This is a genomic window from Blastococcus sp. SYSU D00669, assembly GCF_054050715.1.
Genome location: NZ_JBJGZV010000020.1, coordinates 87,980 through 102,215 on the forward strand (window position 1 = coordinate 87,980; position 14,236 = coordinate 102,215).

Consider the following 14,236-nt stretch of genomic DNA (forward strand, 5'->3'; position numbering starts at 1 on the left):
CGGTGCGACCCGCCGCCGTCGTCGCCGTGCTCGGCACCGTCCTGGCCGTCGGCATCCCGGCCGCCTGGGCGCTGACCCGGCCGGACACGGCGGCGGGCGCACCGGTCGCCGAGGCGCTCCGGACCCCGCCGGCGCCCTCCGAGTCCCCCGCGCCGGCGGCCCCGGCGGTCACCCTGCCTCCCGTGACCGTCCGGGACGCCGCACCGGCCCGGGACAGCGCCGTCCCGGCGCCGGTGCGGCTCACCGTGCCCGCCCTCGGGATCGACGCCCCGGTGGAGCCGGTCGGCGTCGCGCCCGACGGGCAGATGCAGATCCCCGACGACGTCACCCGGGCCGGCTGGTACCGGTTCGGGCCCGCGCCCGGCGGCGCGGGCAACGCCGTCCTGGCCGGGCACGTCGACGACGCCGAGCAGGGGCTGGGCGCGCTCGCCCGGCTGCGCGAGGCGGCCCCCGGCACCGAGGTGGCGGTCACCGACGCGGCGGGGACGACGACGCGCTGGCGGGTGGTCTCGCGGGAGCTGATCTCCAAGCAGCAGCTGCCGCTGGCTGAGATGTTCACCCGCGACGGCGCGCCGCGGCTGGTGCTCGTCACCTGCGGCGGGCCGTTCGACCCCGGGTCGCGCAGCTACCGGGACAACGTCGTCGTCGTCGCGGAGCCGGTGGCATGACCGATCTCGCGCTGCCTCGCGCGCGATTCGGTAGCGTACGACCCGTGACGACCGAGGTCCCGCGGGGGACCCTCGAGCACGTCCAACCGGACGACGCCGAGGTGGCCCGGCGCTTCGCCGCGGGCGACGAGCAGGCGCTGGCGTGGGCCTACGAGCGCTGGGCCGGCCAGGTGCACGGCATGGCGGTGCGCGCGTTCGGCCCCGGTCCCGACGCCGAGGACGTCACCCAGCAGACCTTCGTCTCGGCCTGGACCGGACGGGCCGGCTACCGCGCCGACCGCGGCCCGCTCCCGGCCTGGCTGGTCGGCATCTGCCGGCACAAGATCGCCGACACGTGGGAGCGGCTGGACCGGCAGCGCCGGACCACGGAGGCCGTCGCCCACGAGGCGGCGCCCGCCGCCGCGCCCGGCGCCGTCGACACCGCGGTGGCCGACCGCGTGCTGCTGCTCGGCGAGCTGGAGCAGATCGGCCAGCCGCAACGCGGCATCATCGAGCTGGCGTTCTTCGAGGACCTCACCCACGCCCAGATCGCCGCCCGCACCGGGATCCCGCTGGGCACGGTGAAATCCCACATCCGGCGCACGCTCGAACGCCTGAGGACACGGTTGGAGGTGGACGGTGCCGCACTGCACGCCTGAGCAGCTCGCGCTCGCCGCCCTCCGCGAGCCGCTGCCCGCCCCCGACGCCCAGCACCTCGCCGCGTGCGCGGCGTGCGCGCGGGAGGTGGCCGCGCTGCGCCGCAGCGTCGACGCCCTCGCGGTGCCGCAGCTGGCCGCGCCCGCCGCGCCGGTCCCGCCGCCGCCGTCGGTCTGGGAGGGGATCGCCGCGCAGACCGGCGTCTCGGCCCGGCCGCGCCCGGAGGTCGTGGCCTCTCCGCTGATCTCCGCGCCCGAGCCGCCGCCGGTCGCCCCCGTCGTCCCCCTCCGGCGGCGACGCCGGCCCCTGCTGGTCGCCGCCGCCGCGGCGGCCGTGGTCGCGGTCGCGGGCGGCACCGCCGTCGTCGTCGCCACCCGGGACGACGCCACGGTGGTGGCCGCCGCGGCCCTCGACCCGCTGGACGACGCGTCGGCGTCGGGGACCGCCGAGGTGGTCGTCCGGGACGGCGAGCGGGTGCTGGAGGTGCGGCTCGACGCCGCGGCGCCGGACGACGGCTACTACGAGGTGTGGCTCATCGACGAGCGGGTGGAGGGCATGTACTCCCTCGGCGTCGTCCGGGCCGGGACGACGGACCTGCCCGTGCCGGCCGGGGTCGACCTCGCCGAGTACCCGATCGTCGACGTCTCGGTCGAGCCGCTCGACGGCGACCCGACCCACTCGGGCGTCTCGGTGGCGCGGGGCGTGCTGGAGAGCTGACCGCATAGCGTTCCCCTCGTGGAGCACCTGCCGCACGAGGACCTCGGTGCGTCCTGGCGCGCCGTCCGCCCCCGGCCCGCCGGCCGCCACCTGGACAGCGCCGCGTCCAGCCGGCAGAGCACGCGGGCCCTGGATGCCGCGGCGCACCACGCGCGGCACGAGGCCGAGCTGGGCGCCTACGTGGCCGAGGCCGCGGCCGGGGACCTGCTGCAGCAGGGGCGGTCGGTGCTCGGCGGCCTGGCCGGCATGGCCGCCGCCGACGTGGCCTTCGTCGAGTCGGCCTCGGCGGCGCTCACCGCGCTGCTGCAGGGGTGGCGGCTGCCGGCCGGCTCGCGCGTCGCCTGCCTGCCGGGTGAGTACGCGCCGAACATCGCCCAGCTCGGCGCGTTCGGCCTCGACCCGGAACCGCTGCCGGTCGACGGCCGGGGCCGGCTGGACCTCGACGCCTTCGAGCGGCTGCTCGACGACGACCCGCCGAGGTTCGTGCACCTCACGTACATCGGCAGCCACCGGGGCCTGCTCCAGCCCGCGACGGAGGCGGCGTTCCTCTGCCGCGAGGCCGGCGTGCGCCTCGTCGTCGACGCCGCGCAGTCCATGGGGCACGCCGACGTCGACGTCGGCGCCGACGCGGTCTACTTCCCCTCGCGCAAGTGGCTGGCCGGCCCGCGCGGGGTCGGCGTGCTGTGCGTGCGGCCCTCGCTGGCCGCCGAGCTGACGCCGCTGCTGCCCGTGGAGGGGCTGGGGCCGATGGCGATGCACGAGTCCCGGGAGGCGCACGTCGCCGGGCGGGTGGGTCTGGTCGTGGCGACCGGCGACCACCTCGCCGCCGGCCCCGACCGCGTGCGCGAGCGGCTGGCAGGACTGGGCCGGGCCACCCGCGAGCTGCTCGACGGCGTCGCCGGCTGGGCGGTGGTGGAGCCGCTGGACGAGCCGACCGCGATCACCACGCTGCGCCCGCCGGACGGCGTCGACGTCGTCGCCACCCGCACGCGGCTGCTGTCGGAGCACGGCATCGTCGTCACCGCGATCTCGCCGGAGCGGGCGCCGGGCGAGATGACCGGGCCGGTGCTGCGCGTCTCCCCGCACCTCGACGCCTCGCTCGACGACCTCGAGGCCCTCGCCGCCGCGCTGTAGCGGAGCTCGGGCTAGAGCCCCTGCATGCCGGCGGCCACCCGGCGGTGGACGGCGAGCTGCTCGTCCAGCGCCGGGTGCACGGGGACGCCGTCCTCGACCACCGGGCGCCCGGCGACGACGGTGTGCCGTGCCGCCACCGGCCCGCAGCGCAGCCACGCCTCCACGGGGTCGGACAGCGCCCCGGCGAACGCCGGCCCGGTCAGCGGCCAGACCACCAGGTCGCCGCACGCCCCGACCGACAGCTCGCCGATCTCCCCCGCCCGCCCCAGCACCGCGGCGCCGCCCACGGTGGCCATCTCGAGCGCGTCGCGCGCCGACATCGCGGCCGCGCCGTGGCGCAGCTTGCCCTGCAGCATCGCCGTCCGGGCCTCCAGCCACAGCGACGCGGAGTCCGCCGACGCCGAGCCGTCGACGCCCAGCCCCACCGGCGCCCCCGCGGCCCGCAGCTCGCCGACCGGCGCCAGGCCGCTGCCCAGGATCATGTTCGACGACGGGCAGTGCGCCGTCCCGACCCCGGCCGCGCCGAGACGGGAGACCTCGTCCGCCGAGGGCCACACGTCGTGGGCGAGCCACACCCGGTCGGTCATCCAGCCGACGTCGGCCAGGTAGTCCACCGGCCGGCGGCCGAACCGCGCGAGGCAGAACGCCTCCTCGTCCTGCGTCTCGCACAGGTGCGTGTGCAGCCGCACGTCCAGGGCCTCGGCCAGCTGCGCCGTCCGCGCCATCAGCGAGGTCGAGACGCTGAACGGCGAGCACGGCGCCAGCGCGATCCGGGTCAACGCGCCCCACGCGCGGTCGTGGTGCGCCTCCACCAGCCGCTGCGACTCGGCCAGGATCTCCTCCTCGTCCTGGACGACGGAGTCCGGCGGCAGCCCGCCGTCCTTGACCGACAGCGACATCGAGCCGCGGGTGGGGTGGAACCGCATGCCCAGGTCGCGCGCCGCGGCCACCTCGGCCGCGATGAGGTCACCGGCGCCGCGGGGGTGCACGTAGAGGTGGTCGGTCGAGGTGGTGCAGCCGCCCAGCGCGAGCTCGGTCAGCCCGACGTAGGCGCTGACGTAGGCGGCCTCCTCGTCCAGCCGCGCCCACAGCGGGTACAGCGTGACCAGCCACTCGAACAGCCCGCCGGTCAGCGCGGGCGCGAACGCGCGGGTCAGGTTCTGGTACAGGTGGTGGTGGGTGTTCACCAGCCCCGGCGTCACCAGGCAGCCCCGAGCGTCGATCGTGCGGACGGCGGCGGGCGCGGGGTCGGCCGGCGACCCGACGCCGCTCACCAGCCCGTCGGTGACCGCCACCCACCCGCCGGGGATCTCGCGGCGGGTGCCGTCGACGGTGGCGACGAGCTCGGCGTCGGTGACCAGCAGGTCCGCGGGCTTCTCCACCCGCGCATCGTGCCTCAGCCCTGCGGCTGGTCGTCCACCTGGACGTCGAAGCGGGCCTGCGTGCCGGCCACCGAGGTGACGGTCACCGAGACGCCGTAGACCGACCCGGTCTCGGGGTCGGTCAGGGAGCACCGGGTGGTGGCGCCGACCTCCGCCGGCAGGGGGTCGGGGCAGGTGATGTCCGGGCGCCGGCCGATCGCCTCCTCCAGCGCGTCCTCGGCGCCGGTCGCGACCTCGGCCGGGGAGATGGTCCCGACCGCGGACGACGCCGTGGCCGCGGTCGGCGCGGTCGTGCCGCCGGCCGTGCCGTCGCCGTCGCCGTTCCCCCCACCGGCGAGCGCCACCGCCAGGACGACGCCGACGACGACCACCGCGGCCCCGGCGACCAGCACCCACACACACGACCGGGAGCCGGGAGCGGGCGACGGCGGAGGCGCCGGCGTGAACACGGGCGGGGGCGGCAGCGGCACGTGCGGGACCGGCGGTCCGGCGCCGACCGACGTCGGCGGTGCGGCCGGTCTGCTCGTCAGCGCGGAACGCAGCGCCGCCACCAGTTCCCGGCACGAGCCGAACCGCTCGGCCGGCTCCTTGGCCAGCGCCCGCGCGAGCACCTGCGTCACGGGCGCGGGCAGGTCGGGGCGGAGGCCGCGGACGTCGGGGGCGGGCCGGTTGACCACCGCCCACATCAGCGACAGCACGTCCTCGGTGTCGAACACCCGGCGCCCGGTCAGCATCTCGAACAGCACGGCCCCGAAGGAGTACACGTCGGCGCGCTCGTCGAGCCGGCCACCGGCGACCTGCTCGGGCGAGGCGTAGGCGAACGTGGCGAGCACCTCGCCCTGCCGGGTCAGCGCCTCTCCCGCCTCCATCGCCCGGGCGATGCCGAAGTCGGTCAGGTAGACCCGTTCGCTGCCATCGGGCTGGGGCGCCAGCAGGATGTTGGCGGGCTTGACGTCGCGGTGCAGCAGGCCGCGGGCGTGGGCGTGGTCGAGCGCGTCCCCGACCGCGGCGGCGATCCGCACGACGTCGTCCTGCGGGAGGGCGCCCTCGCGGGCGATCCGGGCGGCGAGGTCCTCGCCCTGCACGAACGGCATGCTCATCCACAGCCGGTCGCCGTCCTGCCCCCGGTCGAGGACGTCGACGACGTTGGGGTGGGACATCCGGCAGACCATCTCCGCCTCGCGCTCGAAGCGAGCGCGCAGGCCGGGGGTGCGGGCGAGCCCCGGGTGCATCACCTTGAGCGCGACGTCGCGGGGCAGGTTCGGGTGCCGGGCCAGCCAGACCGCGCCCATCCCGCCGCTGCCCAGTTCCCGGACGAGCGTGTACCCGCCGACGGATGCGCCTGGTGCCAGGTCCACGGTTCCCCCGCGCGGTGCGACCTCGGACGAGGTCGCGAATGTAGCGCCTCGGGCGCGCCGGGGTCAGCCGAGCGGTTCCTGGTCCACCTGGATGTCGAAGAACGCCTGGTCGTCCTCCACCTTCGTGACCGTCGCGGTCACCCCGTACTCGCCCTCGACCCCCTCGAGGGTCAGCGTGCAGCGGGCGGTCGCGCCCACCTCGGCCGGGAGGTCCTCGGGGCAGTCGACGTCGGGACGGGCCCCGGCCTGGCCCTCCACCTGCTCGGCCACCGCGGCGGCGACGTCGTCGGCCGCGACGGAACCGGCCCCGCACCCGGCCAGGACGACCAGGCCGGGCAGGAGGACGGCGACGCGACGACGCACCACCTCAGCTTGCCGGACCCTCCACCAACCGGGCCACCGCGTCGGGCACGGGCCCCGACAGCGGGCGCGCGCCCACCAGCCGGCCGGCGTCGGCCGGCGGGACGCCGATCGCCCCGAGCACCTCCAGCGCCTGCACGTCGGGCAGCGCCTCGAACCAGCGTCTGCCGAGCTCGGCGCGCCCGGCAGCCGTCGGCCGGCCCCACAGCCGCAGCCGGGCCATGCCGCCGTCGGGGAAGACGTCGAGCCGCACCCGCCGCACGCCGGGGACGCCGTCGAGGACGAAGCGGTGCCGGGTGTCGGGCTGCAGCCGGGTGCGCGGCAGCAGCGGCACCTCGCCGTCGTCGGTGAGGCCGGTGAGCCGGGCGGTGCCGGGTGCGTTGCCCTTGAACCAGGTCGTGTCCAGCTCGGCCAGGGTGACGACGCCCTCGCAGGCCAGCGTCACCTCCACCCAGTCGTTGCCGTCGCCGCGCCGGCGCCGGGTCTCCCAGCCCTCGCCCATCGAGCGGGCCAGGCCGGGGGCGATCAGCTGCGCCGGCCGGCCGTAGAACTCGTCGCTCACCCCGGTGACCCGGCCGCCGTTCTCGAGCGCCGCGAGGTCGACCGGTCCGGCGTCGAGCAGCCGCGGGTCGGGGACCGCGGTGCCGTGCACCCGCAGCCGGGCCACCCCGCCGTCGGGGTGGATGACCAGCCGCACGTGCGTCACCCGCCGGTCGGAGTCGACGGGGAAGGCGTTGGCGGTGTCGCCGGCCAGGTCGGACAGCGGGAGCAGCGGCTGCCAGTCGGCCTTCTCCAGCTCGGTGACGGTCGGGTACCCCTCGACCGCCGCGCCCTCGACCGACGCCCGGGGCGGGTAGTTGCCGGTGAAGAAGGCCGTGTCGACCACGACCCCGGCGACGATCCCCGGCGTCCCCAGCCGGACCAGCGCCCAGTCGTGCCCGGGCGAGCGACGGCGCCGGGTCTCCCAGCCGTCGTACTCCTTGCCCTTGTGCCCGAACTCGGTCCGCGCGGCGGCGGGCGCGTCGAGCACGAGGTTCTCCTTGGCCGCGAAGAACTCGTCATTGGCCGCGACGACGGCTCCGCCCAGGGAGCGCGCCGCGAGGTCGGGGAGCCGCAGGAAGTCGCTCATCGCGGGTCACTCTCGCACGGGCGGCGTGGAGCGGGACCCGGCAGCGGGACCGGCCTCATGTCGCGCGGCTGAGCAGCCGGCCGCGCGGCGCCCCGTCGGCGAGCTCGCCGCGCAGCCAGGTGCGCCGCACCCGCCCGGTGAGCCGCCGCCCGGCGTAGGGCGTCACGGGATTGCGGTGCAGCAGCTCGGCGACGGTCCAGTGCTCGTCGGGCGCGAACGCCACCAGATCGGCGTCCCGGCCGACCGCGATCTCGCCCTTGCCCGGCAGCCCGGCCAGCCGCGCCGGCGCGGTCGCCATCCACCGCACGAGGTGCGCGAGCGTCAGGCCGCGCGCGCGGGCGCCCGTCCACACCGCCGGCAGCGCCACCTGCAGCGAGGCGATGCCGCCCCACGCCAGCCCGAAGTCGCCGATGTCGAGCCGCTTGAGCTCGGGCGTGCACGGCGAGTGGTCGCTGACCACCAGGTCGATGTCGCCGTCGGCGAGCGCCACCCACAGCGCCTCGCGGTGGGCGGCCTCGCGGATCGGCGGGCAGCACTTGAACGACGTCGCGCCGTCGGGCACCTCCTCCGCGGCGAAGGTGAGGTAGTGCGGGCAGGTCTCGACCGTGACCCGGACGCCCTCGGCCCGGGCCGCCCGCAGCACCGGCAGCGCGTCGGCGTCGGCCAGGTGGACGACGTGCACCCGCGCGCCGGTGTCCCGGGCGGCCGCGACCAGCCGGCCGATCGCGGTCTCCTCCGCCGTGCCCGGCCGGGAGGCGAGGAACGCGCCGTAGCTAGTCCCCGCCGGCTCGGGCGCGTGCGCGATGACCTCCGCGTCCTCGCAGTGCGCGATGAGCAGCCCGTCGACCTCGGCCAGCGCGGTGAGCGCCGTGCGCAGGCCGGCGTCGTCCAGCGGCGGGAACTCGGGCACCCCCGAGTCGAGCAGGAAGCACTTCACCCCGACCGCGCCGGCCGCGAGCAGCCGCGGCAGCTGGCCGGCGTTGCCGGGCACCGCGCCGCCCCAGAAGGCGACGTCGACGGCCACCTTCCCCTCCGCCGCCTGCCGCTTCACCTGCAGCGCCTTCACGTTCACGGTCGGCGGGATCGAGTTGAGGGGCATGTCGACGATCGTGGTGACGCCGCCGGCCGCGGCGGCCCGGGTGGCGCTCTCGAAGCCCTCCCACTCGGTGCGGCCGGGCTCGTTGACGTGCACGTGGCTGTCGACCAGGCCGGGCAGCAGCACCTCGTCGTCGGCGAGGGTGACCACGTCCGGGGGCGCGTCGTCGTAGCCGGTGACGGCGGTGATCCGCCCGTCCCCGGTGTGCACCGTGGCGGCGCGCTCGCCGTCGGGCAGCACCACCCGCCGGGCGCGGACGGCGAGCGTCACGCGACCGCCGCCGCGACCCGGTGCAGCTCCTCGCCCCACGCCGTCGTCACCCAGCCGCCGGGCAGCGGCAGGCGGACGACGTCCTCGCCGGTGGCGACATCGGCCGCGGTCCCCAGGTGCACGGTGGAGGCATACGCCCGCGGGGCCACCGGCGGCAACCAGGCCGCGCTGCCCGGTCCCAGGTCGACGGTCGTGTGCAGCACCGGGACGCCGTCGCGCTCGATGCGCGTGGTGCCGGTCCAGCGCCCCGGCTCCTCCCGCGTGCGGCCGAGCAGCACCTGCTCGGTCGCGGTGAGGACGGCGCCGGCGCCCAGCTCGGCGGTCAGCTCGGCGACGTGGTGCGCCCGGGTGGCGACGACGGTCGGCTCCGGCCGCAGGTCGAGCGTCCCGGCCACGGTGGCGTGCACCCGCTGGGACGACGGCGCCCCGCCCCCGCGGGCCGGCAGCGCCACGGCCGCGGCCACGGTGCGCACGGCCAGCGTGGCGCCGTCCTCGACGACCAGCCGGACCGTGGCGTCGTCCCCGCCCAGCGGGCCGAACGCGGTGGCGACCAGGTGCACCGTCGCCGGGCCGGTGCGCCGGACGGCGAGCTGCCCGCTCGACCGGACCACCGACAGCACCGTCCGCCCGCCGACCGCCGTCGCCACGACCTCGACGGCGGTGTTCACGCGGGCACGCGCGCCCGCACCTGCTCGCGCACCCACGCGGCGACCTCGGCCGCCGACGGGTCCTCGCGCAGGCTGATCAGCAGCGTCGGCCTGCCCTGCCGCACGACCGCCGAGTCGCGGCGCATGACGTCGAGGTCGGCGCCCACCAGCGGGGCGAGGTCGGTCTTGTTGACCACGAGCAGGTCGCTGGCGGTGACCCCCGGCCCGCCCTTGCGCGGCACCTTGTCCCCGCCGGCGACGTCGATCACGAAGATCTGCACGTCGACCAGGCCGTAGCTGAAGCTCGCGGTCAGGTTGTCGCCGCCGGACTCGACCAGGACCAGCTCCAGCCCCGGGTGCCGCGCCTCGAGCAGCTCGACGGCGTCGAGGTTGGCGGTGATGTCGTCGCGGATGGCCGTGTGCGGGCAGCAGCCGGTCTGCACCGCCTCGATCCGGTCGTCGGGCAGGACGGCGTGGCGGCGCAGGAAGTCGGCGTCCTCGGTCGTGTAGATGTCGTTGGTGACGACGGCGAGGTCGAACTCCGGCCCCAGCGTGCGGCACAGCGCCGCCGCGAGCGCGGTCTTGCCCGAGCCGACCGGGCCGCCGAGCCCCACCCGCAGCGGACCGTGGCGGTGCGCGCGCGGTGGGTCGACGTAGTCGTCGAGGTTGTGGTCAGGCGGCATGTGCACTCCTGGTGACGCTCATGAGGCGAAGTACCGGTCCTTCCGTGCGTGGTGGACCTCCGCGAGGAGGTCGAGCAGGGGGTCGGCCGCCGCGGGGAGCCCGTCCACCGCGGCGACCTGATCGATCTCGGGGGCCAGCCGGGCGGTGAGGGCGGCGACGGCGAGCGGGTCCATGGCCAGCAGCCGCTGGGCCGCGGTCGCCGGGCCGCTCACCGAGAGGTAGGCGGCCGCCGCGGCGGCGTCGCGCGGGGTGAGCGCGCCGGCGCGGGCGGCGACGCCCAGGGCGAGCGGGTGGTGCGGCCGGTCGGGCAGGTCGTCCCAGGACGGCGACGGCCAGGCCCGCCGGCCCACCCGGACCAGCCCGCGCCCCTGAGCCCGCGAGGCGGCCCGCAGCGCCGGCGACGGTGTGCGGGCATCGGCCTCGGCGTCGAGCCGGGCCAGTCCCGGACCGTCCGCCTCGCAGGCCGCGGCGGCGAGCCCCGCCGCCACCGCCCCCGCGGTGTGCAGCCGCCGGCGCAGGAACGCGGTCAGCGTCGCCGGGTCGGTCACCACGCCGGCGGCGATCGCCTGCTCGACGCCGCCGGAGTGCGTGTGCCCGCCGGCCGGCAGCCGCGAGTCGGCGAGCGTGAGGAGCGCAGCCGTCATCAGAACAGGAAGTACCGCTGCGCCATCGGCAGCTCGCGCACCGGCTCGGGCTCCCACACCTCGCCGTCCACGGTCACCGTGAAGGTGTCCGGGTCGACGCGGATGTCCGGCAGCGCGGTGTTCTCCGGCATGTCCGCCTTGGTCAGCCGCGTGGTGTCGGTGACCGCGGCCAGCCGCCGGTCGACGGCGAGCCGGTCGGCCAGCCCGGCGTCGAGGGCCGCGGGCGCCACGAAGTGCAGCGACGTCCGGGCCGGGACGCGGCCGTACGCGCCGAACATCGGTCGCGGCAGCTGCGGCTGCGGGGTGGGGATGGACGCGTTGGCGTCGCCCATCTGCGCCCAGGCGATCATCCCGCCCTTGAGCACCGCGTGCGGCCGGACGCCGAACAGCTTCGGGTCCCACAGCACCAGGTCGGCCAGCTTGCCGGGCTCGACCGAGCCGACCTCGCCGTCGATGCCGTGCGCCACCGCCGGGCAGATCGTGTACTTGGCGACGTACCGGCGGGCGCGCAGGTTGTCCGCGGCGCCGTCCCCGGCGAGCGACCCGCGCTTGCGCTTCATCACGTGCGCGGTCTGCCAGGTGCGCAGCACCACCTCGCCGACCCGCCCCATGGCCTGCGCGTCCGAACCGATCATCGAGATCGCGCCGAGGTCGTGCAGCAGGTCCTCCGCGGCGATCGTCGTCGGCCGGATCCGGCTCTCGGCGAAGGCCAGGTCCTCCGGCACGGAGGAGTCCAGGTGGTGGCAGACCATGAGCATGTCGAGGTGCTCGTCGAGGGTGTTCACCGTGTGCGGCCGGGTCGGGTTGGTGCTCGACGGCAGCACGTTCGGGTGCCCGGCGACGGTGATGATGTCCGGCGCGTGCCCGCCCCCGGCGCCCTCCGTGTGGTACGCGTGGATCGACCGGCCGGCGATCGCGGCGAGGGTGTCCTCGACGAAGCCGGCTTCGTTGAGGGTGTCGGAGTGCAGCGCCACCGGGACGCCGTGCCGCCCGGCCACGGTGAGCGCCGCGTCGACCGCCGCCGGCGTCGAGCCCCAGTCCTCGTGCAGCTTGAACCCGGAGGCCCCGGCCATGAGCTGCTCCTCGAGCGAGTCGCGCGAGACGGTGTTGCCCTTGCCGAGCAGCGCGACGTTGACCGGCCAGGGGTCCATCGCCTCGAGCATCCGGGCGAGGTACCAGTCGCCCGGGGTGATCGTGGTGGCCTTGGAGCCCTCGGCCGGGCCGGTGCCACCGCCGATCAGCGTCGTCACGCCCGAGCCGAGCGCCGTCGGCACGATCTGCGGGCAGATGAAGTGCACGTGGCAGTCGATGCCACCGGCGGTGAGGACCTTGCCGTTCCCGGCCAGCACCTCGGTGCCCGGCCCGATCACCAGGTCGGGGTGGACGCCGTCCATGGTGTCCGGGTTGCCGGCCTTGCCCAGCGCGACGATCCGCCCGTCGCGGATGCCGACGTCGGCCTTGACGATCCCCCAGTGGTCGAGGACGACGGCGCCGGTGACGACCAGGTCGGGGGCCCCGTCGGCGCGGGTGGCGCGACCCTGCCCCATCGACTCGCGGATCACCTTGCCGCCGCCGAAGACCGCCTCCTCACCGGCGCGGCCGGGGCCGCCGCAGCGGTCCTCCTCGACCTCGATCAGCAGGTCGGTGTCGGCCAGCCGGACGCGGTCGCCCGTCGTCGGCCCGTACAGCTGCGCGTAGCGCTCGCGGGAGAGCTGCACCATCAGCCGAGCCCTCCGTCCGCGGTGAGACCGGGGACGACGCGCGCACCGGCCAGGGGCACCAGCGTCACTGTGCGGGTGATGCCGGGCTCGAAGCGGACGGCGGTGCCGGCGGCGATGTCCAGCCGGTGACCGTGTGCGGCGGCCCGGTCGAACTCCAGCGCGCCGTTGCTCTGCGCGAAGTGGAAGTGCGAGCCGACCTGGACGGGCCGGTCGCCGGCGTTGTGCACCTCGAGCTCGATCCGCGGGGCACCGGGAAGGGTCTCGATCGTCCCGTCGGCCGGGAACACCTCTCCCGGGATCACGGTATGGGGTGGTGGACAGTGACCAGCTTCGTCCCGTCGGGGAAGGTCGCCTCCACCTGCACCTCCTCCAGCAGCTCGGGGACGCCGTCCATCACGTCGCCCCGGGTGAGCACCGTGCGACCGGACTGCATGAGCTCGGCGACCAGGACGCCGTCCCGGGCGCCCTCGAGCACGTGGTCGGTGATCAGGGCGGTGGCCTCCGGCAGGTTGAGCCTCAGCCCGCGCGCCCGCCGCCGGCGGGCCAGCTCGGCGGCGTAGGAGAGCAGCAGGCGTTCCTGCTCGTGGGGGGACAGGTGCACGGGCCGGACGCTAACCCGGCCGTGTAACGGCGCTGTTGCCGATGACGAGACCTGGCGGCGTGACACAACACGATATATCGTGATGCCATCACAACGACAGGAGGTGTGCCATGAGGCCCACGAACCCGTGGATGCGGCCCGGCCGCTCCCCCCTCGCGTTCGGCGCTCCCGGGACCGAACCCGGTGCGCGCCAGCGCTCCCCGCACGACCACCCCGGCCGCGGCGACGGTCCCCGCCGGCACCACCGCGGCGGCCCCTTCGAGCGGCCCGCCGGCCCGGAGTTCGGGCCGGGGTTCGGCCCCGGCGGTCCTCGTCGCGGCGGACGGCGCGGCCGTGCCGGTCGCGGCGACGTCAGGACGGCGATCCTGCTGCTCCTCGCCGACGAGCCGATGCACGGCTACCAGCTCATGCAGGCGGTCGCCGACCGCACGGCCGGCGCGTGGCGGCTCTCGCCCGGCGCGGTCTACCCGACCATCGCCCAGCTCGAGGACGAGGGGCTGGTCCGGGTCAGCACCGACGGCGGGCGCAAGCTCGTCGCGCTGACCGAGGCCGGCCGCGAGCACGTCGAGACCATGGGCGGCGTCGACCCGTTCGCCGCGTTCACCGGCGACGGCGAGCGCGTCGACCTGCGCACCGGCGTCGGCGAGCTGATGGGCGCGGTCCACCAGCTCGGCCGGGTGGGCGACCCCGCCCAGCTGGCCGCGGCGGCGAAGGTGCTGGCCGACGCCCGCCGCTCGCTGTACCTGATCCTCGCCGGCGAGGTGCCGGTGGAGCGGGCGCAGGACCCGTCGGGGGAGACGCCCGCCGGCTGATCCCGCGAGGGTCTCGCGGACCGGAGCCCGGTGGTTCTGCGGTTCATCGCACGTGAGCAGTGAACCCACGAACCACAGGGCTCTCCTCGTGGCTCGGCGCCGGCGTGAAGGAGGACGGCGGGCCGATAATCCGGCAGATCGCAACGCAGCTGGAGACGCGCGCACTTCATCGCGATGAAGCACCCGTGGATGTGTCGTAGACATGCGAACGGGGCCCGCAGCCTGTGGCTGGGGCCCCGTTCGGGAGGTGTGTCCGGCGGCGTCCTACTCTCCCACCCCGTCTCCGGGGCAGTACCATCGGCGCTGAGAGGCTTAGCTTCCGGGTTCGGAATGAGACCGGGCGTTTCCCTCTCGCCATGGCCGCCGTAACGCTGTGA

General features: G+C 76.4%; 16 protein-coding genes and 1 rRNA gene. 5 read left to right on the forward strand and 12 right to left on the reverse strand.

The window, feature by feature from the left end:
• The first annotated feature begins 2 nt into the window (after window positions 1-2).
• The 4 genes from ACI8AF_RS15515 to egtE are packed head-to-tail and all read left to right on the forward strand — an operon-like array spanning window position 3 to window position 3,155.
• Window positions 3-668, forward strand: coding sequence for a class F sortase (locus ACI8AF_RS15515; protein WP_456540625.1), 666 nt, complete (start codon window positions 3-5; stop codon window positions 666-668).
• 44 nt (window positions 669-712) lie between these two features.
• Window positions 713-1,306, forward strand: coding sequence for an RNA polymerase sigma factor (locus ACI8AF_RS15520; RefSeq protein WP_456540626.1), 594 nt, complete (start codon window positions 713-715; stop codon window positions 1,304-1,306).
• Window positions 1,287-2,021 carry an anti-sigma factor gene (locus ACI8AF_RS15525; RefSeq protein WP_456540627.1) on the forward strand — a complete coding sequence of 245 codons (735 nt, stop codon included), beginning with the start codon at window positions 1,287-1,289 and terminating at the stop codon, window positions 2,019-2,021. The genes ACI8AF_RS15520 and ACI8AF_RS15525 overlap by 20 nt, the downstream gene beginning before the upstream one ends.
• 18 nt (window positions 2,022-2,039) lie before the next feature.
• Window positions 2,040-3,155: an ergothioneine biosynthesis PLP-dependent enzyme EgtE gene (gene egtE / locus ACI8AF_RS15530; protein WP_456540628.1), complete on the forward strand. Its 1,116-nt coding sequence runs from the start codon at window positions 2,040-2,042 to the stop codon at window positions 3,153-3,155.
• An 11-nt stretch (window positions 3,156-3,166) separates the two neighbouring features.
• Here egtE and ACI8AF_RS15535 read toward each other — a convergent pair whose 3' ends face one another.
• From ACI8AF_RS15535 to ACI8AF_RS15585, 11 genes are all read right to left on the reverse strand, one after another.
• Window positions 3,167-4,537 carry an 8-oxoguanine deaminase gene (locus ACI8AF_RS15535; RefSeq protein WP_456540629.1) on the reverse strand — a complete coding sequence of 457 codons (1,371 nt, stop codon included), beginning with the start codon at window positions 4,535-4,537 and terminating at the stop codon, window positions 3,167-3,169.
• A 14-nt stretch (window positions 4,538-4,551) separates the two neighbouring features.
• On the reverse strand, window positions 4,552-5,895 hold the full coding sequence (locus ACI8AF_RS15540) for a protein kinase domain-containing protein (RefSeq protein WP_456540630.1): 1,344 nt from the start codon (window positions 5,893-5,895) through the stop codon (window positions 4,552-4,554).
• A gap of 63 nt (window positions 5,896-5,958) precedes the next feature.
• Window positions 5,959-6,258: a DUF4333 domain-containing protein gene (locus ACI8AF_RS15545; RefSeq protein ID WP_456540631.1), complete on the reverse strand. Its 300-nt coding sequence runs from the start codon at window positions 6,256-6,258 to the stop codon at window positions 5,959-5,961.
• A 4-nt stretch (window positions 6,259-6,262) separates the two neighbouring features.
• Window positions 6,263-7,384, reverse strand: a complete 1,122-nt coding sequence (gene alc, locus ACI8AF_RS15550) for an allantoicase (protein WP_456540632.1) — start codon at window positions 7,382-7,384, stop codon at window positions 6,263-6,265.
• A gap of 55 nt (window positions 7,385-7,439) precedes the next feature.
• A complete protein-coding gene (allB, locus tag ACI8AF_RS15555) occupies window positions 7,440-8,750 on the reverse strand; it encodes an allantoinase AllB (RefSeq protein ID WP_456540633.1) in 1,311 nt (436 codons plus the stop codon).
• On the reverse strand, window positions 8,747-9,418 hold the full coding sequence (locus ACI8AF_RS15560; protein ID WP_456540634.1) for an urease accessory protein UreD: 672 nt from the start codon (window positions 9,416-9,418) through the stop codon (window positions 8,747-8,749). Before ACI8AF_RS15560 ends, allB begins: the two co-directional genes overlap by 4 nt.
• Window positions 9,415-10,080, reverse strand: a complete 666-nt coding sequence (gene ureG, locus ACI8AF_RS15565) for an urease accessory protein UreG (protein WP_456540635.1) — start codon at window positions 10,078-10,080, stop codon at window positions 9,415-9,417. Before ureG ends, ACI8AF_RS15560 begins: the two co-directional genes overlap by 4 nt.
• A gap of 18 nt (window positions 10,081-10,098) precedes the next feature.
• Window positions 10,099-10,725 carry an urease accessory protein UreF gene (locus ACI8AF_RS15570; protein ID WP_456540636.1) on the reverse strand — a complete coding sequence of 209 codons (627 nt, stop codon included), beginning with the start codon at window positions 10,723-10,725 and terminating at the stop codon, window positions 10,099-10,101.
• On the reverse strand, window positions 10,725-12,446 hold the full coding sequence (locus ACI8AF_RS15575) for an urease subunit alpha (RefSeq protein ID WP_456540637.1): 1,722 nt from the start codon (window positions 12,444-12,446) through the stop codon (window positions 10,725-10,727). The genes ACI8AF_RS15570 and ACI8AF_RS15575 overlap by 1 nt, the downstream gene beginning before the upstream one ends.
• The gene (locus ACI8AF_RS15580; RefSeq protein WP_456540638.1) at window positions 12,446-12,748 is read right to left on the reverse strand and encodes an urease subunit beta; all 303 of its coding nucleotides are present in this window, start codon (window positions 12,746-12,748) and stop codon (window positions 12,446-12,448) included. The genes ACI8AF_RS15575 and ACI8AF_RS15580 overlap by 1 nt, the downstream gene beginning before the upstream one ends.
• Window positions 12,745-13,047 (reverse strand): urease subunit gamma, encoded by a 303-nt coding sequence (locus tag ACI8AF_RS15585; RefSeq protein ID WP_456540639.1) that lies wholly within the window; start codon window positions 13,045-13,047, stop codon window positions 12,745-12,747. The genes ACI8AF_RS15580 and ACI8AF_RS15585 overlap by 4 nt, the downstream gene beginning before the upstream one ends.
• Window positions 13,048-13,157: 110 nt before the next feature.
• On the opposite strand from ACI8AF_RS15585, the gene ACI8AF_RS15590 reads away from it, so the two are divergent.
• On the forward strand, window positions 13,158-13,859 hold the full coding sequence (locus ACI8AF_RS15590) for a PadR family transcriptional regulator (RefSeq protein ID WP_456540640.1): 702 nt from the start codon (window positions 13,158-13,160) through the stop codon (window positions 13,857-13,859).
• A 251-nt stretch (window positions 13,860-14,110) separates the two neighbouring features.
• Here the strand turns inward: ACI8AF_RS15590 and rrf are convergent.
• A 5S ribosomal RNA gene (gene rrf, locus ACI8AF_RS15595) occupies window positions 14,111-14,227 on the reverse strand.
• Window positions 14,228-14,236 lie beyond the last annotated feature (9 nt).